The sequence below is a fragment of the Weissella coleopterorum genome, from assembly GCF_011304355.1.
Classification (GTDB): Bacteria; Bacillota; Bacilli; order Lactobacillales; family Lactobacillaceae; genus Weissella; species Weissella coleopterorum.
Genome location: NZ_CP049888.1, coordinates 912,062 through 931,233 on the forward strand (window position 1 = coordinate 912,062; position 19,172 = coordinate 931,233).

The window sequence follows — 19,172 nt, forward strand, 5'->3', positions numbered from 1 at the left end:
TTAGAAAGTTGGAGTGAAAAATGACGAAAAAATTAGTTTTTGGACATCAAAATCCTGATACCGATACGATTGCATCGGCGATTGCAGCATCATATTTCTTGAATCAGACGATGGGAGAAGAGACAGAAGCAGTTGCCCTGGGGAAGCCAAACGCTGAGACACAATTTACTTTGGATTATTTTAAGCTTGAACCATTACGGATTATTGAAAATGCCGAAACACCACAAGTTTATTTGGTGGACCATAATGAAACGTCTCAATCAGTTAAAAACATTGATGATGTTGAAGTTGTGGGAGTTTATGATCACCATAAAATTAACTTTAGCTCAAATGCTCCACTTTGGTTTATCAATATGCCATTGGGGTCAGTTGCAACTGTTTTATATTATGAATTTAAAAAGAGTAATACTGAAATTCCAAGTACGGTTGCTGGAATGATGGCCTCAGCTATTATTTCTGATACTTTACTTTTGAAGAGTCCCACCACAACTTCAATGGATCAACCTGCCTTAGAGGCATTGGCTGAAATTGCAGGTATTCAAGATTATGAAGCTTATGGTCTTGAATTATTGAAGGCTGGAACGAATTTGTCAAGTCGAACGGCACAAGAATTAATTGATGGTGACGCCAAGTCATTTGATTTTAATGGACATGCTTTCCGCATTGGTCAAGTTAACACAGTTGATATTGACGAAGCTTTGGCACGCCAAAGTGAATTTGAGGAAGCTATGGCAGCAGAAGGTTATGATAACTTCTTATTTGTCATTACTGATATCTTAAATTCTAATTCAAAAGCGTTATATTTGGGAAATGCTGAGAACGAAGTCGCCAAGGCCTTTGATACCAATATTGAAAATAATGTTTTAAACTTACCAGGAGTTGTCTCTCGTAAAAAACAAGTTGTACCTCCTTTGACAGCTGTATTTTAAATTGATTAAACCAAAGTTCAAATTTAATTGAACTTTGGTTTTTCTTTCTAGAAATAGAATGTGAAATAAATGTCTAATTTGCTATAAAATTTTAAAATAATAAGGTATAATGAAATAGTTTTGTGTATCGAGATGCACAAAAACGATAATTAAGATGAGGGGCGGTCAGATTAGTGAAAAATAAATATCAATTTATCATCAATCCCGTTGCGAAATCTGGACAGTCGTTAGCAAATTGGGCGCTTCTAAAAGAAAAGTTAGTTGCTCAAGAAATTGATTTTAACTTCTATATTAGTAAAGATTCACAAGACTTAGCACGCTGGATTAATCATTTTCTAAAACAACAAAAATTATCACCAACGCAATTGGTAGTCATGGGTGGTGATGGGACTTTGAATTTGGCAATTAATGCTATTCTAGAACGGGATATTAATTACAGGCAGCCAATAGCATATATTCCAGATGGTTCGGGCAATGACTTTGCTAGAGCTCATGGGATTGCGGTCGATCCATTAGCCTCTCTACAGCGAATTTTAGAACAAACTAGTCAACCGTTCAAGAAGCAACCTTTAACCATTGACTTAGGAATCTACGAAGATCTTAAGAATCAAAAACGGCAATATTTTGTGAATAACCTAGGAATTGGATTCGATGCGATGGTCGTCAGTATGACGAACCAGTCATTAGCTAAAGTTTGGCTCAATCGTTTGGGATGGGGTAAATTGGCTTACCCGCTTCTAATTTTTAAAGTTTTAATGGAACAGGATGCCTTTGCTGTGACAGTTAAAAACCCAAGCCATTCAACCGATTTATACGAAAACGCTTATCTAATGACCGTCTCTAACCATCCATATTTTGGTGGTGGGGTTAATATTATGCCGGATGCTGATCCACATGATGGGCTTCTTGATTTAATCATTATTGAAAAGCCAAAGAATAAAATACGGTTGTTTAAAATTGTCCAAGCTTTATTGAAAAAACAGTTATATGAACAACCTGAAGTTCATCGTTATACAAATCAAACACTAGAATTTCAAACTCACCGTTTAGAGTTAGCGCAAGCGGATGGCGAAGAATTAGGGGCACATATCTATAATTATCGATTTAGTTCACGTTCCTTTGATTTTTGGTTATGAAAATAAAATAAAAGAACCAACCTTAATTAAGATTGGTTCTTTTTTATTTGGTGCTATTAAATCATAATAAACATTGGTAAGATCAGTGGCCGACGCTTAGTTTGACTAAATAGGAAACGCTGTAATTTAGAAATAACAGCATTACGAATAGTATTTTCATTCGCATTGGGTTCCCGCATAGCCGTGAGGATCGCCTTGAAAATTTCACGACGGCCTTCATTAATCAAGTCTTCTGATTCACGCATATAGATGAAGCCGCGTGATAGAATATCCGGACCAGCCGTAATTTCTTGACTTTTTAAATCAATTGTTGCAACGACGACTACTAATCCGTCTTGTGACAGCATTTGACGATCTTTTAGGACCGCTGTCCCAACGTCACCAATTCCATTTCCGTCAACATAAGTATCAGCAGCAGGAATGTGATCGGCCACCCTGGCATTATCAGCAGTTAGCGCTAAGACGTCACCATTATCTAAAATGAACGTATTATCAGTTGGTACACCAACGGCTTCACCTAATCCAGCGTGGACTTTTAACATCCGATACTCACCATGGACAGGCATGAAATACTTAGGTTTCATCAACGATAACATCAATTTTTGTTCTTCTTGGCCCCCATGACCAGAGGTGTGAATATTATTGACCTTACCATAAATGACATTGGCACCAGCTTCCTCTAATTCGTTAATCACGTGGTTTACAGATTGAGTATTTCCTGGAATAGGAGAAGAGGAGAAAATGACAGTATCATTGGGATGAATTTTAATCTGTTTATGGGTTCCATTGGCAATACGCGCTAAGGCGGCCATAGGTTCACCTTGTGATCCAGTAGATAAGATCAATACTTTTTCAGGTGGAAGTTTATTGGCTTCATGCGCATCAATTAACATATCTTCTGGAATATTTAAATAACCCAAAGCTAATCCATTGCGAACCGCTGTATCCATTGACCGTCCGAAGACGGCAATTTTTCGTCCATGGGCCAGAGCTGCCTCAGTGGCCATTTGAACTCTTGACATATTTGACGCAAAGGTCGCAAAGATAATCCGACCGTTGATATCATCAAACAATTGATCAATTGTTTTCCCGACACAACGTTCTGACTTTGAAAATTCGTCACGTTCAGCATTGGTTGAATCAGACATCAACAAGAGCACGCCTTCAGCACCTAGACGAGCCATTTTTTGCAAGTTAGGTGGCTGATGAGTGGTTGGAGTCAGATCAAATTTAAAATCACCCGTTTCAACAATGACACCGACCGGCGTGTGAACTGCCACCCCAAAGGTATCTGGAATAGAGTGAGTTGTTCTGAAAAATTCAACCGATAATTGACCGAATGTTAGCACATCATCTTCACCGATGACATTTAATTCAGTGCGATTGGTGAGGCCATGTTCTTCTAATTTATTGGTAATTAAAGCGGCTGCTAAAGGTCCTGCATAAACAGGGACGTTAACGGCTTCCAAGAAGAAATGAATGGCACCAATATGGTCTTCGTGCCCATGAGTAATCACTAATCCTCGAACTTTATGAATATTTTCAACGAGGTATGAATAGTCCGGAATGACGTAATCAATTCCTAAAAGTTCATCTTCAGGAAATTTAACACCTGCATCAATGACGACAATATCATCACCATATTGAACAGCGTATGTATTTTTTCCAATTTCACCTAAGCCACCCAAAGCATATACTGCGGCTTCATTTGGTTGTACATCAATATCCATTGCCATATTAGAACTCCGTTAATTTAAACCGTTCACCAAGGCTTTGTTGCTCATAAGTCAACGCTGCTTCAGAAAGCTCTTCAATTTGTTCGACGTTATAATCAGTTTTTGATTCAACGGCTAACCGAGCTGCAGGTAGATCAGAGGCCTCGAGATAAAGTGACTTAGTACTTTCCCGTTTAGGATTTTGTGTTTTGGTAGGTTGAAAATATATTTTGTAAATCATAATGATTTAACTCCTTTTTAATATAATAATTTTTCTGAATCTTTTGGATTAATTTAAAAGATTCGAAATGTGCTAATAGAAATATTTCCTGACTATTATTGTACCATGAAACTGTTAACTAAATAATAGTAGAACTGCTGGGTTGATCATAAATGTTAATAATATTGGGAATAAGGCGAGGTCAATATTTAAATCAAGTACATAAAAAGTGGAGAAAGATTGCATAAATTACTCCTTGACTGCCATTTGGTCTTGTCGAGCGTCTTGATGATAATCACCGCCAATGATTCCTGTAAATTCTTCAAGCGTTTTGATCTTTTTTTGATACATCTTTGTTGCGTTTTTGACACCGATATAGCGGAGGTGCCATTCTTCACCCATGTAACCAGTTTTGGCACTTGAATTTCGAGGAAAACGAATGATTAGTCCATACTTATGGGCATTATTTTGAAGCCAATGATAGAGCTTATCATCGGTGGGTAATTGACCATTTTGTCCGGTTAGATCAAAAGCTAAACCACTTTGATGTTCAGAGTAACCGGGTCGAGCTGAAAAAGTATCGGCTTCTTTTTGTCCATGACTTGTAACGTAATTATTATAAAGCGTAGTTTGATAATTAAATGAACGATAACCAGAAACTTGATCTGATATAGGGAAGCCTGCTGTCTGTAGATCTGAAATTATTTGCGTTTTGGCTTGATTGGTTGCTTTAGAAAGACCTGCACCATTTGGGTTATTACTATCTATTGCCCCATTGAAAGGGTTATAGTTTTGATTGAGAGGATGTTTCTTGTTAACAACGATTAAATTGTGGTCAGTTTTGTAGGTTTGATGCTTGTTTTTTTGAGTAATTGGTTGTGATGATTGTACTTGTGGCTTTTGTTGCGCAGAATTGTGCAGGATCAAAACTAAGCCTGATAATGCGCAAATGATCAACAAAATTGGTAAAAATAGCTTTTTAAACATTTAAATCTCCTTAAAATTAGAACTTATTTAAGAAATATTATACTGTAAATACGATTAGTTTATAAAGTATCGTGAAATATATTGATTAAAAAAACAAAATGATGGAGCCTACATTTTTGATTATAAATATGAGTTTGCATAATAATTTGGAGCAATTAAATTAAAAAAATTTGAAAACTGAAGATTTGAAAAAATTAAGTGAGTTTCATGTAAAGATTAATGGTCGTTTCGATGATAGGGTTTTTGAATATGAATTCAAGGGAAGTTCTGAGAAATGAACGACCCTATATTTGAATTTACCTAAGGAGTAATAATTTAGAGATTAGATCAAGAAAAAGAATTATGAATATCATTTGAATTCATTAAATACGATAATTTTTAATTACTGTGTTGTTACTACAAATAAATACAATAAAAAACCACTCTTAAAGCTTTTTAGATTTATAACAATTTAAGGTGAGCATAAAGGTAAGGATTTTTAATAATTTTCATGATTGAAATTAATAATATTCTTTTTATGCTTTTTTTATTATAAAATTAAAATTGATAATGAAGGCTATTTTACAGTTTGATGCCTATAAATTGAGTAACTTATGCGTGGAGTGATTTCGGAATATATGATCGTATAAAGAAAATTAATGTAACTGAATGTTATTTATCCCTGGGGGTATCCAAATGAAAATATTTATAATTATGATTGCTTTGATTCTAATTGCTATTCTGCTAACTATCAGAATCAAGCACGTTTTAGGGAGACGTAGAACTGAATTTGAAATTATTCAATCTCAACAACTCATTAACGAAGCAATGAATAATCTATTTACCCAAACTAGTATTGACCATAGTTTAAATTTACCAGAGCATCTGAATTCAACGTTAATTGCCAATATCTGGGGCCACAATGTAATGGCATTTGAAATGCAAATTGAATATAAACAGCGATTAGATCCCAAGATTTTGCAGCAAAGCTTAAATAATGAGCTTAAAAAGTATTGTTTTCAACAACAAATCCCTCAAATTGATCAAGAAATTGCGCCAATTGTTATTACGGATTTATGGTACGATCAAATTAAACCGATTCTACATATTGATGTAGCAAATGTTAACAATCAGCAAACGTTAGCTTATTTGCATGATTTAAAGAAGTTAAATCAACCATTTCAAACATAACCCATTATGTTAAATTGGGTTATAATCAATGATATTGCATAAAAATAATTTAATTGGAGGCATAAAATACATGTATCTCATGAAAGATATCGTCCGGGACCCAGCGCAGGTTTTGCGACAACAAGCCACAAAAGTCACATTTCCTTTAAGCGCTGAGGATCAAGAAGCCATGCAAAATATGATGGAATATTTGGTTATTAGTCAGGACGAAAAGTTGAATGAAAAATATGACTTACGACCTGGAGTTGGATTAGCTGCTCCTCAAATTGGAATTTCAAAACAATTTTCGGCAATTTTAATTCCTGAAGAGGATGAGCAAGCTTGGAACGAGGAAGATGAGACCGAATTCACAGAGGAAGTTGCTGAACCTAAATACTTTTTTAAAGGGGTTATTTTCAATCCCGTAATTATTCGGCAATCAGTTAAACAATGTGCATTGAATATTGGTGAGGGGTGTCTTTCTGTGGATGAAGATCGCCCCGGATATGTTCACCGGCCTTACCGAATCACAGTTCGTTACCAAGACGAACTAGGGGCTAGTCATGACCTGAAATTAGAAGGTTATCCGGCTATCGTGTTCCAACACGAAATTGATCATCTAAAGGGAGCGCTATATTATGATCATATCAAAGCGGATGAACCTTGGCATCAAATTGAAAATGCAAAATATTTGGGGTAAGCATTCATGAAAAGTGATTTGAATTTTGACTATCCGCTTCTCGCCGGTTGGGACACGGAAGATATTATTAAAGTCAGCGCTCTATACTCTGCTGTGGCAAAAGCATACGAAAGTGGGGTAGCAGTTGAGCAGTTACTTACAGCGTATCAGGGGTTTAAAGTAGTAGTTACTAGTAAAAGTGAAGAGAAGCAACTGGGGCGGCAGTTTGAAACGATGTCTGGATATAGTATTTATAAGACGATTCAAGCGGCTCGACAAACGAATAAAAAACAGTTGATTATGGAGGGCTAGATGGATAAACTACCAGTTAATCATATGCAACTGGATCGATTAGTTTTAGATTGGATGGCTGAAGTAAGAACTTACATTTTGAAAGAAATTCAAAGACCAATAATCGTTAATACTAAAAGTAATATGCGTGATTTGGTTACTAATTTGGATCAGAATGTAGAAAAAATTTATATTGAAAAGATCAAACAATATGATCCAAACGCTCAAATTTTAAGCGAAGAAGGGTTTGGTGACGAGATTACTGATCTTACTGGACCGGTTTGGATTATTGATCCGATTGACGGAACCATGAATTTTATTAAACAAAGGGACGAATATGCCTCAATGTTAGCTTATTTTTACGATGGTCAGGCACAAGGGGCTTGGATAATGGACGTTGTTAAAAATGAGATAGTGCACGGTGGTCCATTCCAAAAGGTTTGGCTCAATCAAAATCTAATGGAACCTCCAGTGGAAAGATCGTTAGAACAGAGTTTGCTGTCTTTTTCAGGAATTCACCTACTATATGACCATTTTCAATATCAAACGATGGCACGTGCTGCTCTAGGCTATCGTGTATATGGATCAGCTGGTATTTCATTCATCCGTTTGTTAAAAGGCCAATTAGGTGGCTTTACAAGTGTTCTAAAGCCATGGGATTTTGCGGCAGGATTAATTTTATGCCAAGCACTAGGGTTGCAAGTAAAAACACTTGACGGTCAAACAGTGAACGTGTTATCATCAAATGTCATCTTAGCAGCTCAAAGTTTAGTTGCGACAGATATTAAAATGTTGACTAATACGTCAAGTAACCTCTAAAGGTCAATTTGGCGTTTTATTTTGGGACATTTGGTGTAGAATAGTAAACAGAAATTAAAGTGACGAAAACGTCAAGGAGAACAGGATTTTGGCAAAACGCGATAACATTCGTAACATTGCAATCATCGCCCACGTCGATCATGGAAAGACCACGTTGGTGAATGAATTATTGAAGCAATCAGATACATTAGATGCTCGAAATAACATTACTGATCGAGCAATGGATACAAACGATCTTGAAAAAGAACGTGGAATTACCATTTTGGCCAAGAATACGGCCGTTAAGGTTGGCGACAAGCAAATTAACATTGTTGACACACCCGGCCACGCGGACTTCGGTGGTGAAGTTGAACGAATCATGAAGATGGTTGATGGAGTTTTGTTGGTAGTCGATGCCTTCGAAGGAACTATGCCACAAACTCGTTTCGTTTTGAAGAAAGCCTTTGAACAAAACTTAACACCAATCGTGGTCGTCAATAAAGTTGATCGTCCTGGGGCTCGTCCTTCAGAAGTTGTTGATGAAGTTTTGGATTTGTTCATTGAGCTTGGAGCTGATGAAGAACAATTGGACTTCCCAGTGGTCTTTGCTTCAGCTATGAACGGAACTTCATCATTAGATCCAGATGTTGCGAAGCAAGAACATACTATGAAGCCAGTCTTTGATACTGTCTTTGAAACAATTCCTGCACCTGAAGAAAATTCAGTTGAGCCATTACAATTCCAAGTTGCATTGCTTGACTATAATGACTTCCTTGGTCGTATTGGAATTGGGCGTGTCTTCCGTGGAACTATTAAGATTGGTGATTCTGTTGAAGTTATGAAATTAGATGGGACTTCACAAAATTTCCGTGTTACAAAGTTATTCGGATTTATTGGTCTTGACCGAGTTGAAATTGAACAAGCTGAAGCGGGTGATTTGATTGCACTTGCCGGAATGGAAGAAATTTCAGTTGGTGAGACTGTTACTGATCCAGAACATCCTGAAGCTTTGCCAGTTTTGCGAATTGATGAACCAACTTTGCAAATGACATTCCGTCAAAATGACTCGCCCTTTGCTGGTCGTGAAGGTAAATTTGTTACAGCACGCCAAATTGAAGATCGGCTTCGTCGTGAGTTGCATACTGACGTTTCTTTGAGAGTTGAAGACACTGGTGAAGCTGGATCTTGGTTGGTATCAGGTCGTGGTGAATTGCATCTTTCAATTTTGATTGAGACAATGCGTCGTGAAGGATTTGAGTTACAAGCATCTCGTCCACAAGTTATTTATCGTGATATTGATGGCGTACAATCAGAACCATACGAAGCGGTTCAAATTGATACACCTGACGAATATGCATCATCTGTTATTGATTCATTGAATCAACGTAAGGGTGAAATGTTGAATATGGAATCAATGGGAAATGGTCAAACTCGTTTGGCCTATGTGGCTCCTTCACGTGGTTTGATTGGATACTCAACTGAATTCCTTTCAACTACTCGTGGATATGGTATCTATAACCATACGTATGAAGATTACCGACCAATCGTTCGTAATTGGGAGCCTGGTCGTCGTAATGGAGCTTTGGTTTCAATTACGCAAGGAACAACCACTAACTACGCTATTATGGGTGTGGAAGATCGTGGACAAATGTTCGTTGGAGCTGGGATCGAAGTTTATGAAGGTATGATTGTTGGTATGAATTCTCGAGACAATGATATCTCTGTGAACGTTACTAAGATGAAGCCACAATCAAACGTTCGTTCTTCAAATAAAGACCAAACTGCCTCAATCAAAACTCCACGTGAGATGGGATTGGAAGCGGCTTTGGAATTCTTGAATGAAGATGAATATGTTGAAGTAACACCAGAAAATGTTCGAATTCGTAAAGATATTTTGAACACTTCTGAACGTGAGAAGTTTGCGAAGCGTCGCAAAATGTCACAACAATAATCTTAACTAATGATAGAACTAAGAACATTTCAGTTTTTAGTTCTTTTTTTTAAATGAAAATGGTTAAACTTCAATTAGAATCACTATTCTTGCAGATAAATTAGTATATAATATTAATATTGACTCTTTGGAGAAGAATGAGGGAACGGGTTTGGTAAAATTATTTAAAAAAATTCAAGATCGAATGCGATATTTTGACTGGTGGATTGCGATTCTAGTTTTAGGACTGATGTCTTTTGGAAGTGTAATGTCATTTTCTGCTAGCGCGGGTCTATTAATGGGGACTCCGTTAAGTGCACTATCAAAACAGTTAGTGTTTTATTTTATCGCGTTTCTAATGATGTTAATTGGTTACCATGCCTCGCAAAAATGGATTAAATCATTGGGGTTGATTGCCTACCTAATGTATGGATTATCACTGCTTTTGATGGTTATGACACTTTTCTTCCCTCCCATTAATGGGGCACGTGGATGGATTATTTGGGGACCCATTTCAATTCAACCTGTCGAGCTTTATAAAGTCTGTTTAATTTTATGGGGTTCATTTGCAATGACCCGTCAACATGCAAATAACTACAATTTTTGGCATTTAGGTTGGATCCGGTTTGGTATAATATTTTTCCTGCTACTTAGTTTTCCGGATACGGGTGGATTAATTATTACGACGGGAATTATCGCTATTATAATTATGGCCTCGGGAGTCAAAAAAAGATTCGCAATTGTTTCAATGGGTGGAGTTATCTTAATTTGGCAGATTGGGTTACGTGCCATTGAGCCTATTCTGTCGATGTCATCACATTATAGTTGGCGTCGTTTTACCGCTTATCTGAATCCGTGGAAGTATGCCCAAACAACTGGTAATCAGGTTATTAATTCATATTATGCCATTAGTAATGGTGGTTTATTTGGGCGCGGTTTGGGACGTAGTTTACAAAAGAACAGTAATTTGCCTGAACCAAATACAGATTTTATCATGGCCGTAGTGAGTGAGGAAATGGGGGCGATTGGGGTTGGTTTGGTTATCTTGGCGCTCTTAATTATTGTCTGGCGTTTAATTTATTTCGCCTTCCGTACACCTTCAATGCGTTATCGTCTATTATTAGTAGGTTCAGCTAGCTATTTGTTATTACAGATGATCGTTAACTTGGGAGGAGTTGTGGGAGCATTACCAATTACGGGGGTAACATTCCCTTTGATCTCGGTTGGAGGTTCTTCCATCCTTTCGCTTGGAATGATGTTTGCAATTGATTTGAATGTAATTAAGCAAATTAAAATTGAAAAAGAAGCATATTTAGCTGATAAAAATAAGGAGCAAGCTTAACTATGACATTAGAAATTAAAGCACGTCGAAGTGTGATTGTTTACTTAAATAATGTAAAACAAGCTAAACAATTACGACGTTTTGGAGTGATTGAATATATTTCAGATAAATTAAAATATGCGGTTATTTATATGGATGAAGCCGATATTGATAAGAAGCAACTTTTAATTAGTCGCTTAGGATTTGTGAAATCAGTGGAAGTTTCCAACTGGCCTGAGGTTGATTCGACGGTCGGCGGTAATCAAGACGTTGTGGCATTTACGGTTGATGAATTTGAACTAGATGATTTAGTAGTTGATGATGAATTATAGAGGAAAAAAATGCGAATTATAAGTGGAGAGTACGGGGGCCGAATGATTAAAGCGGTGCCTGGGTCAGCAACGCGACCCACAACAGATAAAATTAAAGAAGCCATTTTTAATTTGATCGGTCCTTATTTTGATGGTGGACGTTCTTTGGATTTATATGCTGGTTCAGGTGGGTTGAGTATTGAAGGAGTTTCGCGAGGAATTGAACAGGCCGTCTTGGTTGATCGACAATTTGCAGCCATAAAAATAATTAAAGAAAATGTTGCGGTAACTAAAGAAGAGGGAAAATTCAATATCATTAAGAGTAGTGCGGAACAAGCAATCCAACGTCTTAGTGGACAAAAACCATTTGATTTATTTTATTTTGATCCGCCATATGCTAAACAAACGATTCAAGCAGATGTTGCTAAACTATCTGAAAATGGCCTGATTGCTAAGGAAGCTATTTTGATGGCAGAAACAGATCAAGAAGCTAATTTGCCAGAAGAGATTGGTAATTTCAAATTATGGAAACAGCGCGAATATGGAATAACTGTGATAACTATCTATCGTTTTGAGGAGTAAAATTATGGTGCGTAAAGTTATTTTCCCTGGGAGTTTTGACCCTTTTACTAATGGCCATTTAGACTTAGTTAAGCGGTTAAGTTTGCTTTTTGATGAGGTGATAATTGCGATTGGCCAGAATCAGAATAAAACAAGTTTATTTTCGCCAGATGAGCGTAAAATTTTAATTGAAAAAATCATTTTAGAAACTCAAATCGAACATGTGGAAGTGTTAACCTATGATGGTCTCACAATGAAATTAGTCCAAACTTTGCATGCTCAGGCAATCGCTCGAGGAGTACGCAGTGCTGGTGACTATCAATATGAGAAAAATATTGCGGAGTTGAATCAGAAAATAGCGGGTGTTGAAACTGTTTTCTTAATGGCACGACCGGAAAATCAAGCAATTTCCAGTTCTATGGTTAAAGAATTAGCGCATTTTGACGCTGACATTACGACATTAGTCCCTAAATCTGTGGTTCAGGCCATTCAACAAAAATATCAAAGAATGTGAGCCTTAAAAAAGATGCGTTTTTTCAAAAGAAATTATAAATGGATAGTTTGGTCAGCGGTCATTATTTTATTAGCTGCTTTTATGATGATACCATTACCGTTATATAGTGAAACACCAGGAATATCAGTTGGATTAAAAAATTTTATTAAAGTTGATAACAAAAGGCCGGACTTCAAGGGTGAATATAGTCTAACAGCCGTCACTATTTCACAATTAACTGGACTAGGTGCGCTGATTACTTTAGCCAATCCACATGCTGATTTTATGAGTAAAGAACAAGTAACCGCAGGTGCTACTTCAAGCGAAGAACAAAAAATTGATCAAATTGATATGAAAACAGCCTTCAACAACGCTAAGGCTGTCGCCCTACAAAAAGCGAATGTTCCATATCATGAGAACTTCAATGGTGTTTATGTACGTTCACTTCAAGCGAATTCTAAATTTAAAAAAGATCTTCAAATCGGCGATATGATAACTGAAATTAATGGTAAGAAGCAATCTAGTGTGACTGATTTTCAAAATACAATTAGAAGTAGCAAGCTTGGGCAACCATTGACTATTACGTATGTTAGAAATCATAAGCAATATAATAGTACACACCCAACGGTTTCATTAAGCACTACCGATGAAAAAATCCCTGGAATTGGTATTATCTTAATTGATCATACAACCATATCGACAAAACCTAAGATTACTGCTGATATGGGCAAGATTGGTGGTCCATCCGGTGGTCTGATGTTTTCATTGGAATTATATGAAACTTTAAGTCATCAAAATTTGGCACAAGGTCGTTTAATATCTGGAACGGGTACAATTGATCGCGAGGGGAATGTTGGTGAAATTGGTGGAATAGATAAAAAAGTTATCTCTGCCGGTGAGAGCGGAGCTAAGATCTTTTTTGCGCCTTATCTAAAGGTTCCTTCCAAATATTTAAAGTATGAAGAAAAACATCAAACGAATTATCAATTAGCATTAAAGACGGCAAAAAAATACGAACCACAACTAAAAATTGTCCCAGTTTCAAATTTTCAACAAGCTCTTGACTATTTAGAAACACATCCAGTGAAGAAGGAAAGTAAAGAATGATTTTAAAACATGTAATTCTGCATATCCTTGATCAAGATGCTCATCAGTTGATCTTGTCACAAAATGAGATGAGTTTAGATCAGCCTAATTTACATGATTATCTTGAGAAGCAAATTCTGAAATTTAATGTCAGTGATTACCAAACTAGTCAATTAAATGCCGACGATTATTTAGCACAAGTCCTAGATGACAGTCGGACCGATTCGTTTGCTGATAAAACTAGTCAGTTAGCTCAAAAATTATTTACAATTATCAGTGATATTCCAGCAGTCCCTGGGAGCGATCTATTAATTTCAGAATATAGCGATGAAGATCATGACTATTTTGCATTATTCAAATTGAACTTTACCCCTCGTTTCGCTCATTTAGTTGATTATGAGGATGATGTATTAAGTAATAAACTAATTGTTAATCAGGCGATCTTACCTAATGCCGGGACCGTTCCAGATGAAGGACTAATTGTTGATTTAATGGATGGTTCGGTGCGCATCATTGAAAAGCATTTTCAAAATAACGGTCAACGAATGGCTTATTTTGCTGAGCAATTTGCGCAACTAAGTCCAAAGCCAAGTGTAAAAAACGAATTGCAAGGTCTCAAGCAAGCAGTGAAGCATGTCGCCGATAAATTTGACATGCCTTTGCACGAAACTCTAGCCAACACGCAAGAAATTATTTATGAGAATGTGTCAGATCAAGGGGTCGTATCTCCAGAAAAAATAGGAGAAGTCTTGTTCGATCAAAATTTTAGTGCACAAGAAGTTTATCAAGAGGCCCTTGAAAGTCGATCGATTAAGCATGATATTAAAATTGATAATCCGTTGAAATATCAAAAAAAATACGCTACTCAGAAATTTGTGTTAGATTCAGGTATTCAAATTTCAATTCCCATTGAGGCCTATCAAGATAAAAATCAAGTAGAATTAATAAATAATCCTGATGGAAAAATCACTTTGATGATCAAAGGAATTGATGATATTAAAAATAAATTTAATGCATAATTTGACATTAGAATAAATCGTTGTAAAATTAAGGGTGTTAAAGGAGATTTTATTATGTTGAAAACACAAACACAATTTTATATTTGTGAAACTTGGTTGCTTGATGGCAATCAAGGGTTTTTGATGAATAATTTGTCATAATTTCTTGATAGTGAACAAGCACGCACTCATTTTGATAATGAGGACGTGCTTTTTTTATCGAAAAGGGGTAAATAGTAATGAAAAAAATAATGTTTAGTACACTTATTATCATGGGTTCTCTTTTAGGACTTTTAATGGGAGCTCGGGCTACAGTGATTCACGGCGATACTTTAAAAAAGGGAACTTTAACGGTCGGCTTAGAGGGGACTTATGCACCTTTTTCATACCGAGAAAAGGGCAAGTTAACTGGTTATGAAGTAGATGTTGCTAAGGTAGTTGCTAAAAAAATTAAGATGAAACCAAAATTTGTTCAAACAAAATGGGACTCATTATTGACTGGTTTAGATTCTAAGCGATATGATGTTATTTTAAATAATGTTGGGGTAACCAAAGAACGAAAAAAAAGGTATATTTTTGCCGAACCATATTTATATTCCAAAACGGTTCTAATTCAAAAACAGAATGGTAAACTACGTACCTTGAAAGATATCAAAGGAAAAAAATTGGCCCAGTCAACTAGCTCAAATTTTGGACAAATGGCCAAGAAAAATGGTGCCAAAATTGTAGCAGTTCCTGGAATGGTAGAAGCGATGAACCTTATTGAGTCTGGTCGTGCCGATGCTGAATTAAATGATGCAGGGGCCTTTGAATTATGGCATCATAAAAATCCAGACGTAAAAGTTAAGGCCGTTAAGATGGATAAAGAGATACCTTCTGTTCCAGCTGCTCCCATGCTCAACAAGAACAATCCAAAATTGCAAAAGCAAATCAACCAAGCAATCAAAGAATTAGCCAAAGATGGGACACTGAGTCATCTTTCGCAGAAATATTTTAAAACTGATTTAACAAAAAAATAAACGTCCAAAAATAAATTAATTAAAGGTAGAACCTAGAATGGAATTTTTGCAACTTGCTCTCAAATATTTACCACAACTATTTCAGACCGCATTATTATATACTTTACCACTTGCCGCTATCTCGTTTAGTTTTGGCCTCGTAATTGCTACTGGGACTGCCTTAACTCGAGTCATGACTGCGCCGCGAAATTACTCTTTACGAATACTAACGATCATTTTAAAATGGTTTGCAGTTTTTTATATTTGGTTATTTCGTTCGACGCCGATGTTGGTACAACTTTTTATCGTTTTTTATGGCCTACCAAGTGCTCACATTGATATTTTTGCTAATGCATGGATCAGTGCTGTTACGGTTTTTTCGTTAAATACTGGTGCCTATGCGGCAGAAACGATTCGTGCAGCGATTTTATCAGTAGACCAAGGACAATTAGAAGCCGCTCAATCAGTGGGCCTCACTAAGGTACAAGCTTATCGCTTTATCGTTTTACCGCAGGCAGTTCGAATTGCCATACCGCCGCTTAGCAATTCTTTGATATCATTAGTTAAAGATACCTCTTTAGCTAGTGTGATAACCATTGTAGAGACATTTTATCTTAGTCAACAGATTGCAGCAGAAAATTATCAAACATTAATTATGTATATTTTAGTGGCCATTGTTTATGCGACGATCACGACGGTTCTAACAATTGTGCAACGATGGCTTGAAAAACAAACTTCACGCTATTTAAACGCGTAATTGGATAAAAAATAGTCAATTTTCAATAATTATTAAAGGAGATGAATGAAGATGGAACAAGCTAATTTTGATATTGGAATAATTGGTTCTGGTCCGGCTGGTTTAGCAGCGGCCTTTGAAGCTCAACAATTAGGTCAAAAAGTGGTTATCATCGAAGAATATATGTGGGGTGGAACATGTCCTAATTATGGATGCGATCCTAAAAAAATCCTATTGAGTGCCGTTGAAATTCTTCATCGGGAGCAGGCATTGCAAAATAAAGGTTTAGTAGGCTCATCCAGAATTAATTGGCCCGAATTAATGGCTATTAAACAAGAATATGTGGATGCTGTTAAGCCACGTAAAATAAAGGGGTTAGAACAAGCCACAATTGAACATATTTATGGGCATGCTCAATTTATCAATCGAAATACCATTACAACGGAAAATCAAAAGATTCAAGCCACAAATTGGATTATTGCAACGGGGCAGCGTCCGCGTCAACTTGATTTTCCAGGTGCTGACCTAATGTTAGATAGTGAAGACTTTTTGAATTTAGCGGAAATGCCCCAAGATATTACTTTTTTGGGTGGTGGATATATTGGCGTTGAGTTTGCTAATATTAGTCATTTTGCCGATGCAAATGTTCATTTAATCACGCAGGGGAATCATTTACTATCTGACTTTGACCAGCTATTGGTCGGAAAATTCGAACAGGAAATGATTCATAACGGCGTGGACATAACATTTAATGCAACAATCGTTGAAATTAAAAAATATGAAGGGCAATATTTAATCAGATTATCAAATGGAACAACGTACTTAACTGATTTGGTTATCAGCGCGGTTGGACGGGTTGGAAATGCTGATAAAATCCACGCTGAAAATGCCGGAATTGAAATTCGCGATGGACATATTCTTGTGGACCAATATCTTCGAAGCACTAATCCTGATATTTATGCGATTGGGGATGTCGCCGATAATGATGTTCCTAAATTAGTACCTGTTGGTAACTATGAGGGGCGCTATGTTGCACGCCGGCTGAGTGATCAGACGAGTGAAGCGCTACAGTATCCCACAATGCCACAGGTTGTATTTGGAACACCACGGATTGCACAAACCGGTCTATCGATGAAAGATGCTCAAAAGCAAGGCTTCGTGGTCAAGGATTTAGAGCTGGGAAAGGTCATTACTTTTTTCCGATATCATGATGATGCACATATCAGAGTTGCATTAAATCAAACGGGTCAAATTGTGGGCGCTAGCATTTTAGCTTTTGAGGCTGAAGAGCTCATTAATTACTTCGTAACAGCAATTAATACCAAACGCACTTTTGAAGAAACGCAAGCCAATCTGTATGCTTATCCATCATTAGGCAGTGAATTTGCGGAATTTTATTAAACCCTTACAATTATTAATTACACAATTTAATTCTTTTTATTAATTTAAATGAACGACTAGATCGCCTAAATTCCAGATATTTACGTGATTTAGTCTTTTTTGTTTCTCTAATCAAAAAAGAAATAAAACTTGATGTAAAGTCTTTTGATAACCACGTAATAATTATGTTATAATTTTTAACTAGCAAGCTAGTCAGCAAATGCTAATTATTAATAAATATAGGAAGTTAACAAAAAATGAAAATCAAAGGTTTAACCCCAATTTTAATCATCTTATTGATTATTTTATTCTTTACTGGTCATATTTACTTTTTGGCTCCATATTTAGCAAATTTCATGCAAATCATGGAGGGAATGTTTAAGGATTCTAACGCAATTGGCTGGTCAATCTTAGTTTTGACCTTCATTGTACGAATTGTCTTATTGCCCATGCAACTTCACCAATCACGAAATATGACAATTCAGCAAGAAAAAATGCGTTTGTTACAACCACAATTAACACGCGTACAAGAAGCACAAAAGAACGCAAAAACACCAGATGAACAAGCCAAAGCCACACAAGCCATGATGCATATCTATCGAGAGAATAATGTGTCAATGCTTGGTGGAATGAATTTTACAACTTTAATTATTCAATGGCCCATTTTTTCTGGATTATATGCTGCAATCAATCCCAATATTATTCATGGTTGGAAAAATATGGAGTGGGCAGTCAATCAAGCGGCCGGAATTAAGAGTGCCACATTTTTTGGCATTCATTTAGCTCAACCTAGTATTGGATTGGCCATCGCCACCGGGCTAATTTATTTATTCCAATCTTACCTATCAACCATTGGTATTCCACCTGAGCAAAAGAAACAAATGCAAACTATGATGTTTATGATGCCAATCATGATGTTCATGATGACCTTCTTTACTAATGCCGGAATTGGATTATACTTCATGGGTGGGGCGGTCATTATGGTTTTGCAAACTCTTATGATTAACCTATGGCGACCACGTTTGCGACGTCATGTTGGGGACAGCTTTGAAGTTAAAGATGTAGTTGAAGATGCTCTTGCAGGTCGAATCAAGACGCCAGAATCAAATAAAAATTCTAGCTTTATGGATAAAATGGCCGCAGCGCAACAACAAGCGGCTCAACAAGGAACTAATGAACGCAAGGACGTTACCCCTTCTGAAAATAAGGAATCAAATTCTAAGCGGCTTTCTAATCGCGAGAGAAATCAACAAAATCATAAAAAATAATAGTTAAAAAGACCTATCCCAAGTATAACGAGGTGGGTCTTTTTTTTGCCTAAAAATAAATGATTTTGTTTGCAAAAACGTTTTAGTTTGCTTTTTAGTTAAAATCACAATTGAAATTTAAATATAGTTCGTTATATAATATAAAAGTGGTTTCGAAAGATTATTACATTTATCTAAAACCGAACT

20 protein-coding genes are annotated in these 19,172 nt (G+C 36.4%); 17 read left to right on the top strand and 3 right to left on the bottom strand.

What is annotated here, in order from left to right:
* The first annotated feature begins 20 nt into the window (after positions 1 to 20).
* Both G7084_RS04725 and G7084_RS04730 read left to right on the top strand, forming a co-directional pair.
* Positions 21 to 929, top strand: a complete 909-nt coding sequence (locus G7084_RS04725) for a manganese-dependent inorganic pyrophosphatase (protein ID WP_166010512.1) — start codon at positions 21 to 23, stop codon at positions 927 to 929.
* 173 nt (positions 930 to 1,102) lie between these two features.
* A complete protein-coding gene (locus tag G7084_RS04730; protein WP_166010514.1) occupies positions 1,103 to 2,065 on the top strand; it encodes a diacylglycerol/lipid kinase family protein in 963 nt (320 codons plus the stop codon).
* Between the two features lie 56 nt (positions 2,066 to 2,121).
* Here G7084_RS04730 and rnjA read toward each other — a convergent pair whose 3' ends face one another.
* The 3 genes from rnjA to G7084_RS04745 form a co-directional block, all read right to left on the bottom strand.
* Positions 2,122 to 3,801, bottom strand: coding sequence for a ribonuclease J1 (gene rnjA / locus G7084_RS04735; protein WP_166010516.1), 1,680 nt, complete (start codon positions 3,799 to 3,801; stop codon positions 2,122 to 2,124).
* A gap of 1 nt (position 3,802) precedes the next feature.
* A complete protein-coding gene (locus G7084_RS04740; RefSeq protein ID WP_166010518.1) occupies positions 3,803 to 4,021 on the bottom strand; it encodes a DNA-directed RNA polymerase subunit epsilon in 219 nt (72 codons plus the stop codon).
* A gap of 228 nt (positions 4,022 to 4,249) precedes the next feature.
* Positions 4,250 to 4,987, bottom strand: coding sequence for a M15 family metallopeptidase (locus tag G7084_RS04745; RefSeq protein WP_166010520.1), 738 nt, complete (start codon positions 4,985 to 4,987; stop codon positions 4,250 to 4,252).
* A gap of 675 nt (positions 4,988 to 5,662) precedes the next feature.
* Here G7084_RS04745 and G7084_RS04750 point away from each other — a divergent pair.
* The 15 genes from G7084_RS04750 to yidC all read left to right on the top strand — a co-directional run bounded on the left by G7084_RS04750 (position 5,663) and on the right by yidC (position 18,986).
* The gene (locus tag G7084_RS04750) at positions 5,663 to 6,157 is read left to right on the top strand and encodes a hypothetical protein (RefSeq protein WP_166010522.1); all 495 of its coding nucleotides are present in this window, start codon (positions 5,663 to 5,665) and stop codon (positions 6,155 to 6,157) included.
* Between the two features lie 70 nt (positions 6,158 to 6,227).
* Positions 6,228 to 6,836 carry a peptide deformylase gene (gene def / locus G7084_RS04755; RefSeq protein WP_166010524.1) on the top strand — a complete coding sequence of 203 codons (609 nt, stop codon included), beginning with the start codon at positions 6,228 to 6,230 and terminating at the stop codon, positions 6,834 to 6,836.
* A gap of 6 nt (positions 6,837 to 6,842) precedes the next feature.
* Entirely contained in the window at positions 6,843 to 7,127 is a 285-nt protein-coding gene (locus G7084_RS04760) for a UPF0223 family protein (protein ID WP_166010526.1), read from the top strand.
* The gene (locus G7084_RS04765) at positions 7,128 to 7,925 is read left to right on the top strand and encodes an inositol monophosphatase family protein (RefSeq protein ID WP_166010528.1); all 798 of its coding nucleotides are present in this window, start codon (positions 7,128 to 7,130) and stop codon (positions 7,923 to 7,925) included.
* An 88-nt stretch (positions 7,926 to 8,013) separates the two neighbouring features.
* The gene (typA, locus tag G7084_RS04770) at positions 8,014 to 9,855 is read left to right on the top strand and encodes a translational GTPase TypA (protein WP_166010530.1); all 1,842 of its coding nucleotides are present in this window, start codon (positions 8,014 to 8,016) and stop codon (positions 9,853 to 9,855) included.
* A gap of 151 nt (positions 9,856 to 10,006) precedes the next feature.
* The gene (locus G7084_RS04775) at positions 10,007 to 11,176 is read left to right on the top strand and encodes an FtsW/RodA/SpoVE family cell cycle protein (RefSeq protein ID WP_166010532.1); all 1,170 of its coding nucleotides are present in this window, start codon (positions 10,007 to 10,009) and stop codon (positions 11,174 to 11,176) included.
* Positions 11,177 to 11,178: 2 nt separating this feature from the next.
* Entirely contained in the window at positions 11,179 to 11,487 is a 309-nt protein-coding gene (locus G7084_RS04780; RefSeq protein WP_166010534.1) for a YlbG family protein, read from the top strand.
* Between the two features lie 9 nt (positions 11,488 to 11,496).
* Entirely contained in the window at positions 11,497 to 12,048 is a 552-nt protein-coding gene (gene rsmD / locus G7084_RS04785; protein ID WP_166010536.1) for a 16S rRNA (guanine(966)-N(2))-methyltransferase RsmD, read from the top strand.
* A gap of 4 nt (positions 12,049 to 12,052) precedes the next feature.
* Positions 12,053 to 12,541: a pantetheine-phosphate adenylyltransferase gene (coaD, locus tag G7084_RS04790; RefSeq protein ID WP_166010538.1), complete on the top strand. Its 489-nt coding sequence runs from the start codon at positions 12,053 to 12,055 to the stop codon at positions 12,539 to 12,541.
* A 12-nt stretch (positions 12,542 to 12,553) separates the two neighbouring features.
* A complete protein-coding gene (locus tag G7084_RS04795) occupies positions 12,554 to 13,627 on the top strand; it encodes a SepM family pheromone-processing serine protease (protein ID WP_166010540.1) in 1,074 nt (357 codons plus the stop codon).
* Positions 13,624 to 14,625 (top strand): nucleoid-associated protein, encoded by a 1,002-nt coding sequence (locus tag G7084_RS04800; protein WP_166010542.1) that lies wholly within the window; start codon positions 13,624 to 13,626, stop codon positions 14,623 to 14,625. The genes G7084_RS04795 and G7084_RS04800 overlap by 4 nt, the downstream gene beginning before the upstream one ends.
* A gap of 218 nt (positions 14,626 to 14,843) precedes the next feature.
* Positions 14,844 to 15,623, top strand: a complete 780-nt coding sequence (locus G7084_RS04805; RefSeq protein WP_166010544.1) for a transporter substrate-binding domain-containing protein — start codon at positions 14,844 to 14,846, stop codon at positions 15,621 to 15,623.
* A 37-nt stretch (positions 15,624 to 15,660) separates the two neighbouring features.
* A complete protein-coding gene (locus tag G7084_RS04810) occupies positions 15,661 to 16,359 on the top strand; it encodes an amino acid ABC transporter permease (RefSeq protein ID WP_166010546.1) in 699 nt (232 codons plus the stop codon).
* A 51-nt stretch (positions 16,360 to 16,410) separates the two neighbouring features.
* Positions 16,411 to 17,739, top strand: coding sequence for a dihydrolipoyl dehydrogenase family protein (locus tag G7084_RS04815; protein WP_166010548.1), 1,329 nt, complete (start codon positions 16,411 to 16,413; stop codon positions 17,737 to 17,739).
* A gap of 236 nt (positions 17,740 to 17,975) precedes the next feature.
* Positions 17,976 to 18,986: a membrane protein insertase YidC gene (yidC, locus tag G7084_RS04820; protein ID WP_166010550.1), complete on the top strand. Its 1,011-nt coding sequence runs from the start codon at positions 17,976 to 17,978 to the stop codon at positions 18,984 to 18,986.
* The last annotated feature ends 186 nt before the right edge of the window (positions 18,987 to 19,172 follow it).

Excerpts from the sequence above, each read along its gene's own strand:
- yidC (WP_166010550.1), top strand. The coding sequence starts at position 17,976 with ATGAAAATCAAAGGTTTAACCCCAATTTTAATCATCTTATTGATTATT.
- G7084_RS04765 (WP_166010528.1), top strand. The coding sequence starts at position 7,128 with ATGGATAAACTACCAGTTAATCATATGCAACTGGATCGATTAGTTTTA.
- G7084_RS04815 (WP_166010548.1), top strand. The coding sequence starts at position 16,411 with ATGGAACAAGCTAATTTTGATATTGGAATAATTGGTTCTGGTCCGGCT.
- rnjA (WP_166010516.1), bottom strand. The coding sequence starts at position 3,801 with ATGGCAATGGATATTGATGTACAACCAAATGAAGCCGCAGTATATGCT.
- G7084_RS04745 (WP_166010520.1), bottom strand. The coding sequence starts at position 4,987 with ATGTTTAAAAAGCTATTTTTACCAATTTTGTTGATCATTTGCGCATTA.
- G7084_RS04740 (WP_166010518.1), bottom strand. The coding sequence starts at position 4,021 with ATGATTTACAAAATATATTTTCAACCTACCAAAACACAAAATCCTAAA.
- G7084_RS04805 (WP_166010544.1), top strand. The coding sequence starts at position 14,844 with ATGAAAAAAATAATGTTTAGTACACTTATTATCATGGGTTCTCTTTTA.
- G7084_RS04760 (WP_166010526.1), top strand. The coding sequence starts at position 6,843 with ATGAAAAGTGATTTGAATTTTGACTATCCGCTTCTCGCCGGTTGGGAC.
- coaD (WP_166010538.1), top strand. The coding sequence starts at position 12,053 with ATGGTGCGTAAAGTTATTTTCCCTGGGAGTTTTGACCCTTTTACTAAT.
- rsmD (WP_166010536.1), top strand. The coding sequence starts at position 11,497 with ATGCGAATTATAAGTGGAGAGTACGGGGGCCGAATGATTAAAGCGGTG.
- def (WP_166010524.1), top strand. The coding sequence starts at position 6,228 with ATGTATCTCATGAAAGATATCGTCCGGGACCCAGCGCAGGTTTTGCGA.
- G7084_RS04725 (WP_166010512.1), top strand. The coding sequence starts at position 21 with ATGACGAAAAAATTAGTTTTTGGACATCAAAATCCTGATACCGATACG.
- G7084_RS04810 (WP_166010546.1), top strand. The coding sequence starts at position 15,661 with ATGGAATTTTTGCAACTTGCTCTCAAATATTTACCACAACTATTTCAG.
- G7084_RS04795 (WP_166010540.1), top strand. The coding sequence starts at position 12,554 with ATGCGTTTTTTCAAAAGAAATTATAAATGGATAGTTTGGTCAGCGGTC.
- G7084_RS04800 (WP_166010542.1), top strand. The coding sequence starts at position 13,624 with ATGATTTTAAAACATGTAATTCTGCATATCCTTGATCAAGATGCTCAT.
- G7084_RS04750 (WP_166010522.1), top strand. The coding sequence starts at position 5,663 with ATGAAAATATTTATAATTATGATTGCTTTGATTCTAATTGCTATTCTG.
- G7084_RS04780 (WP_166010534.1), top strand. The coding sequence starts at position 11,179 with ATGACATTAGAAATTAAAGCACGTCGAAGTGTGATTGTTTACTTAAAT.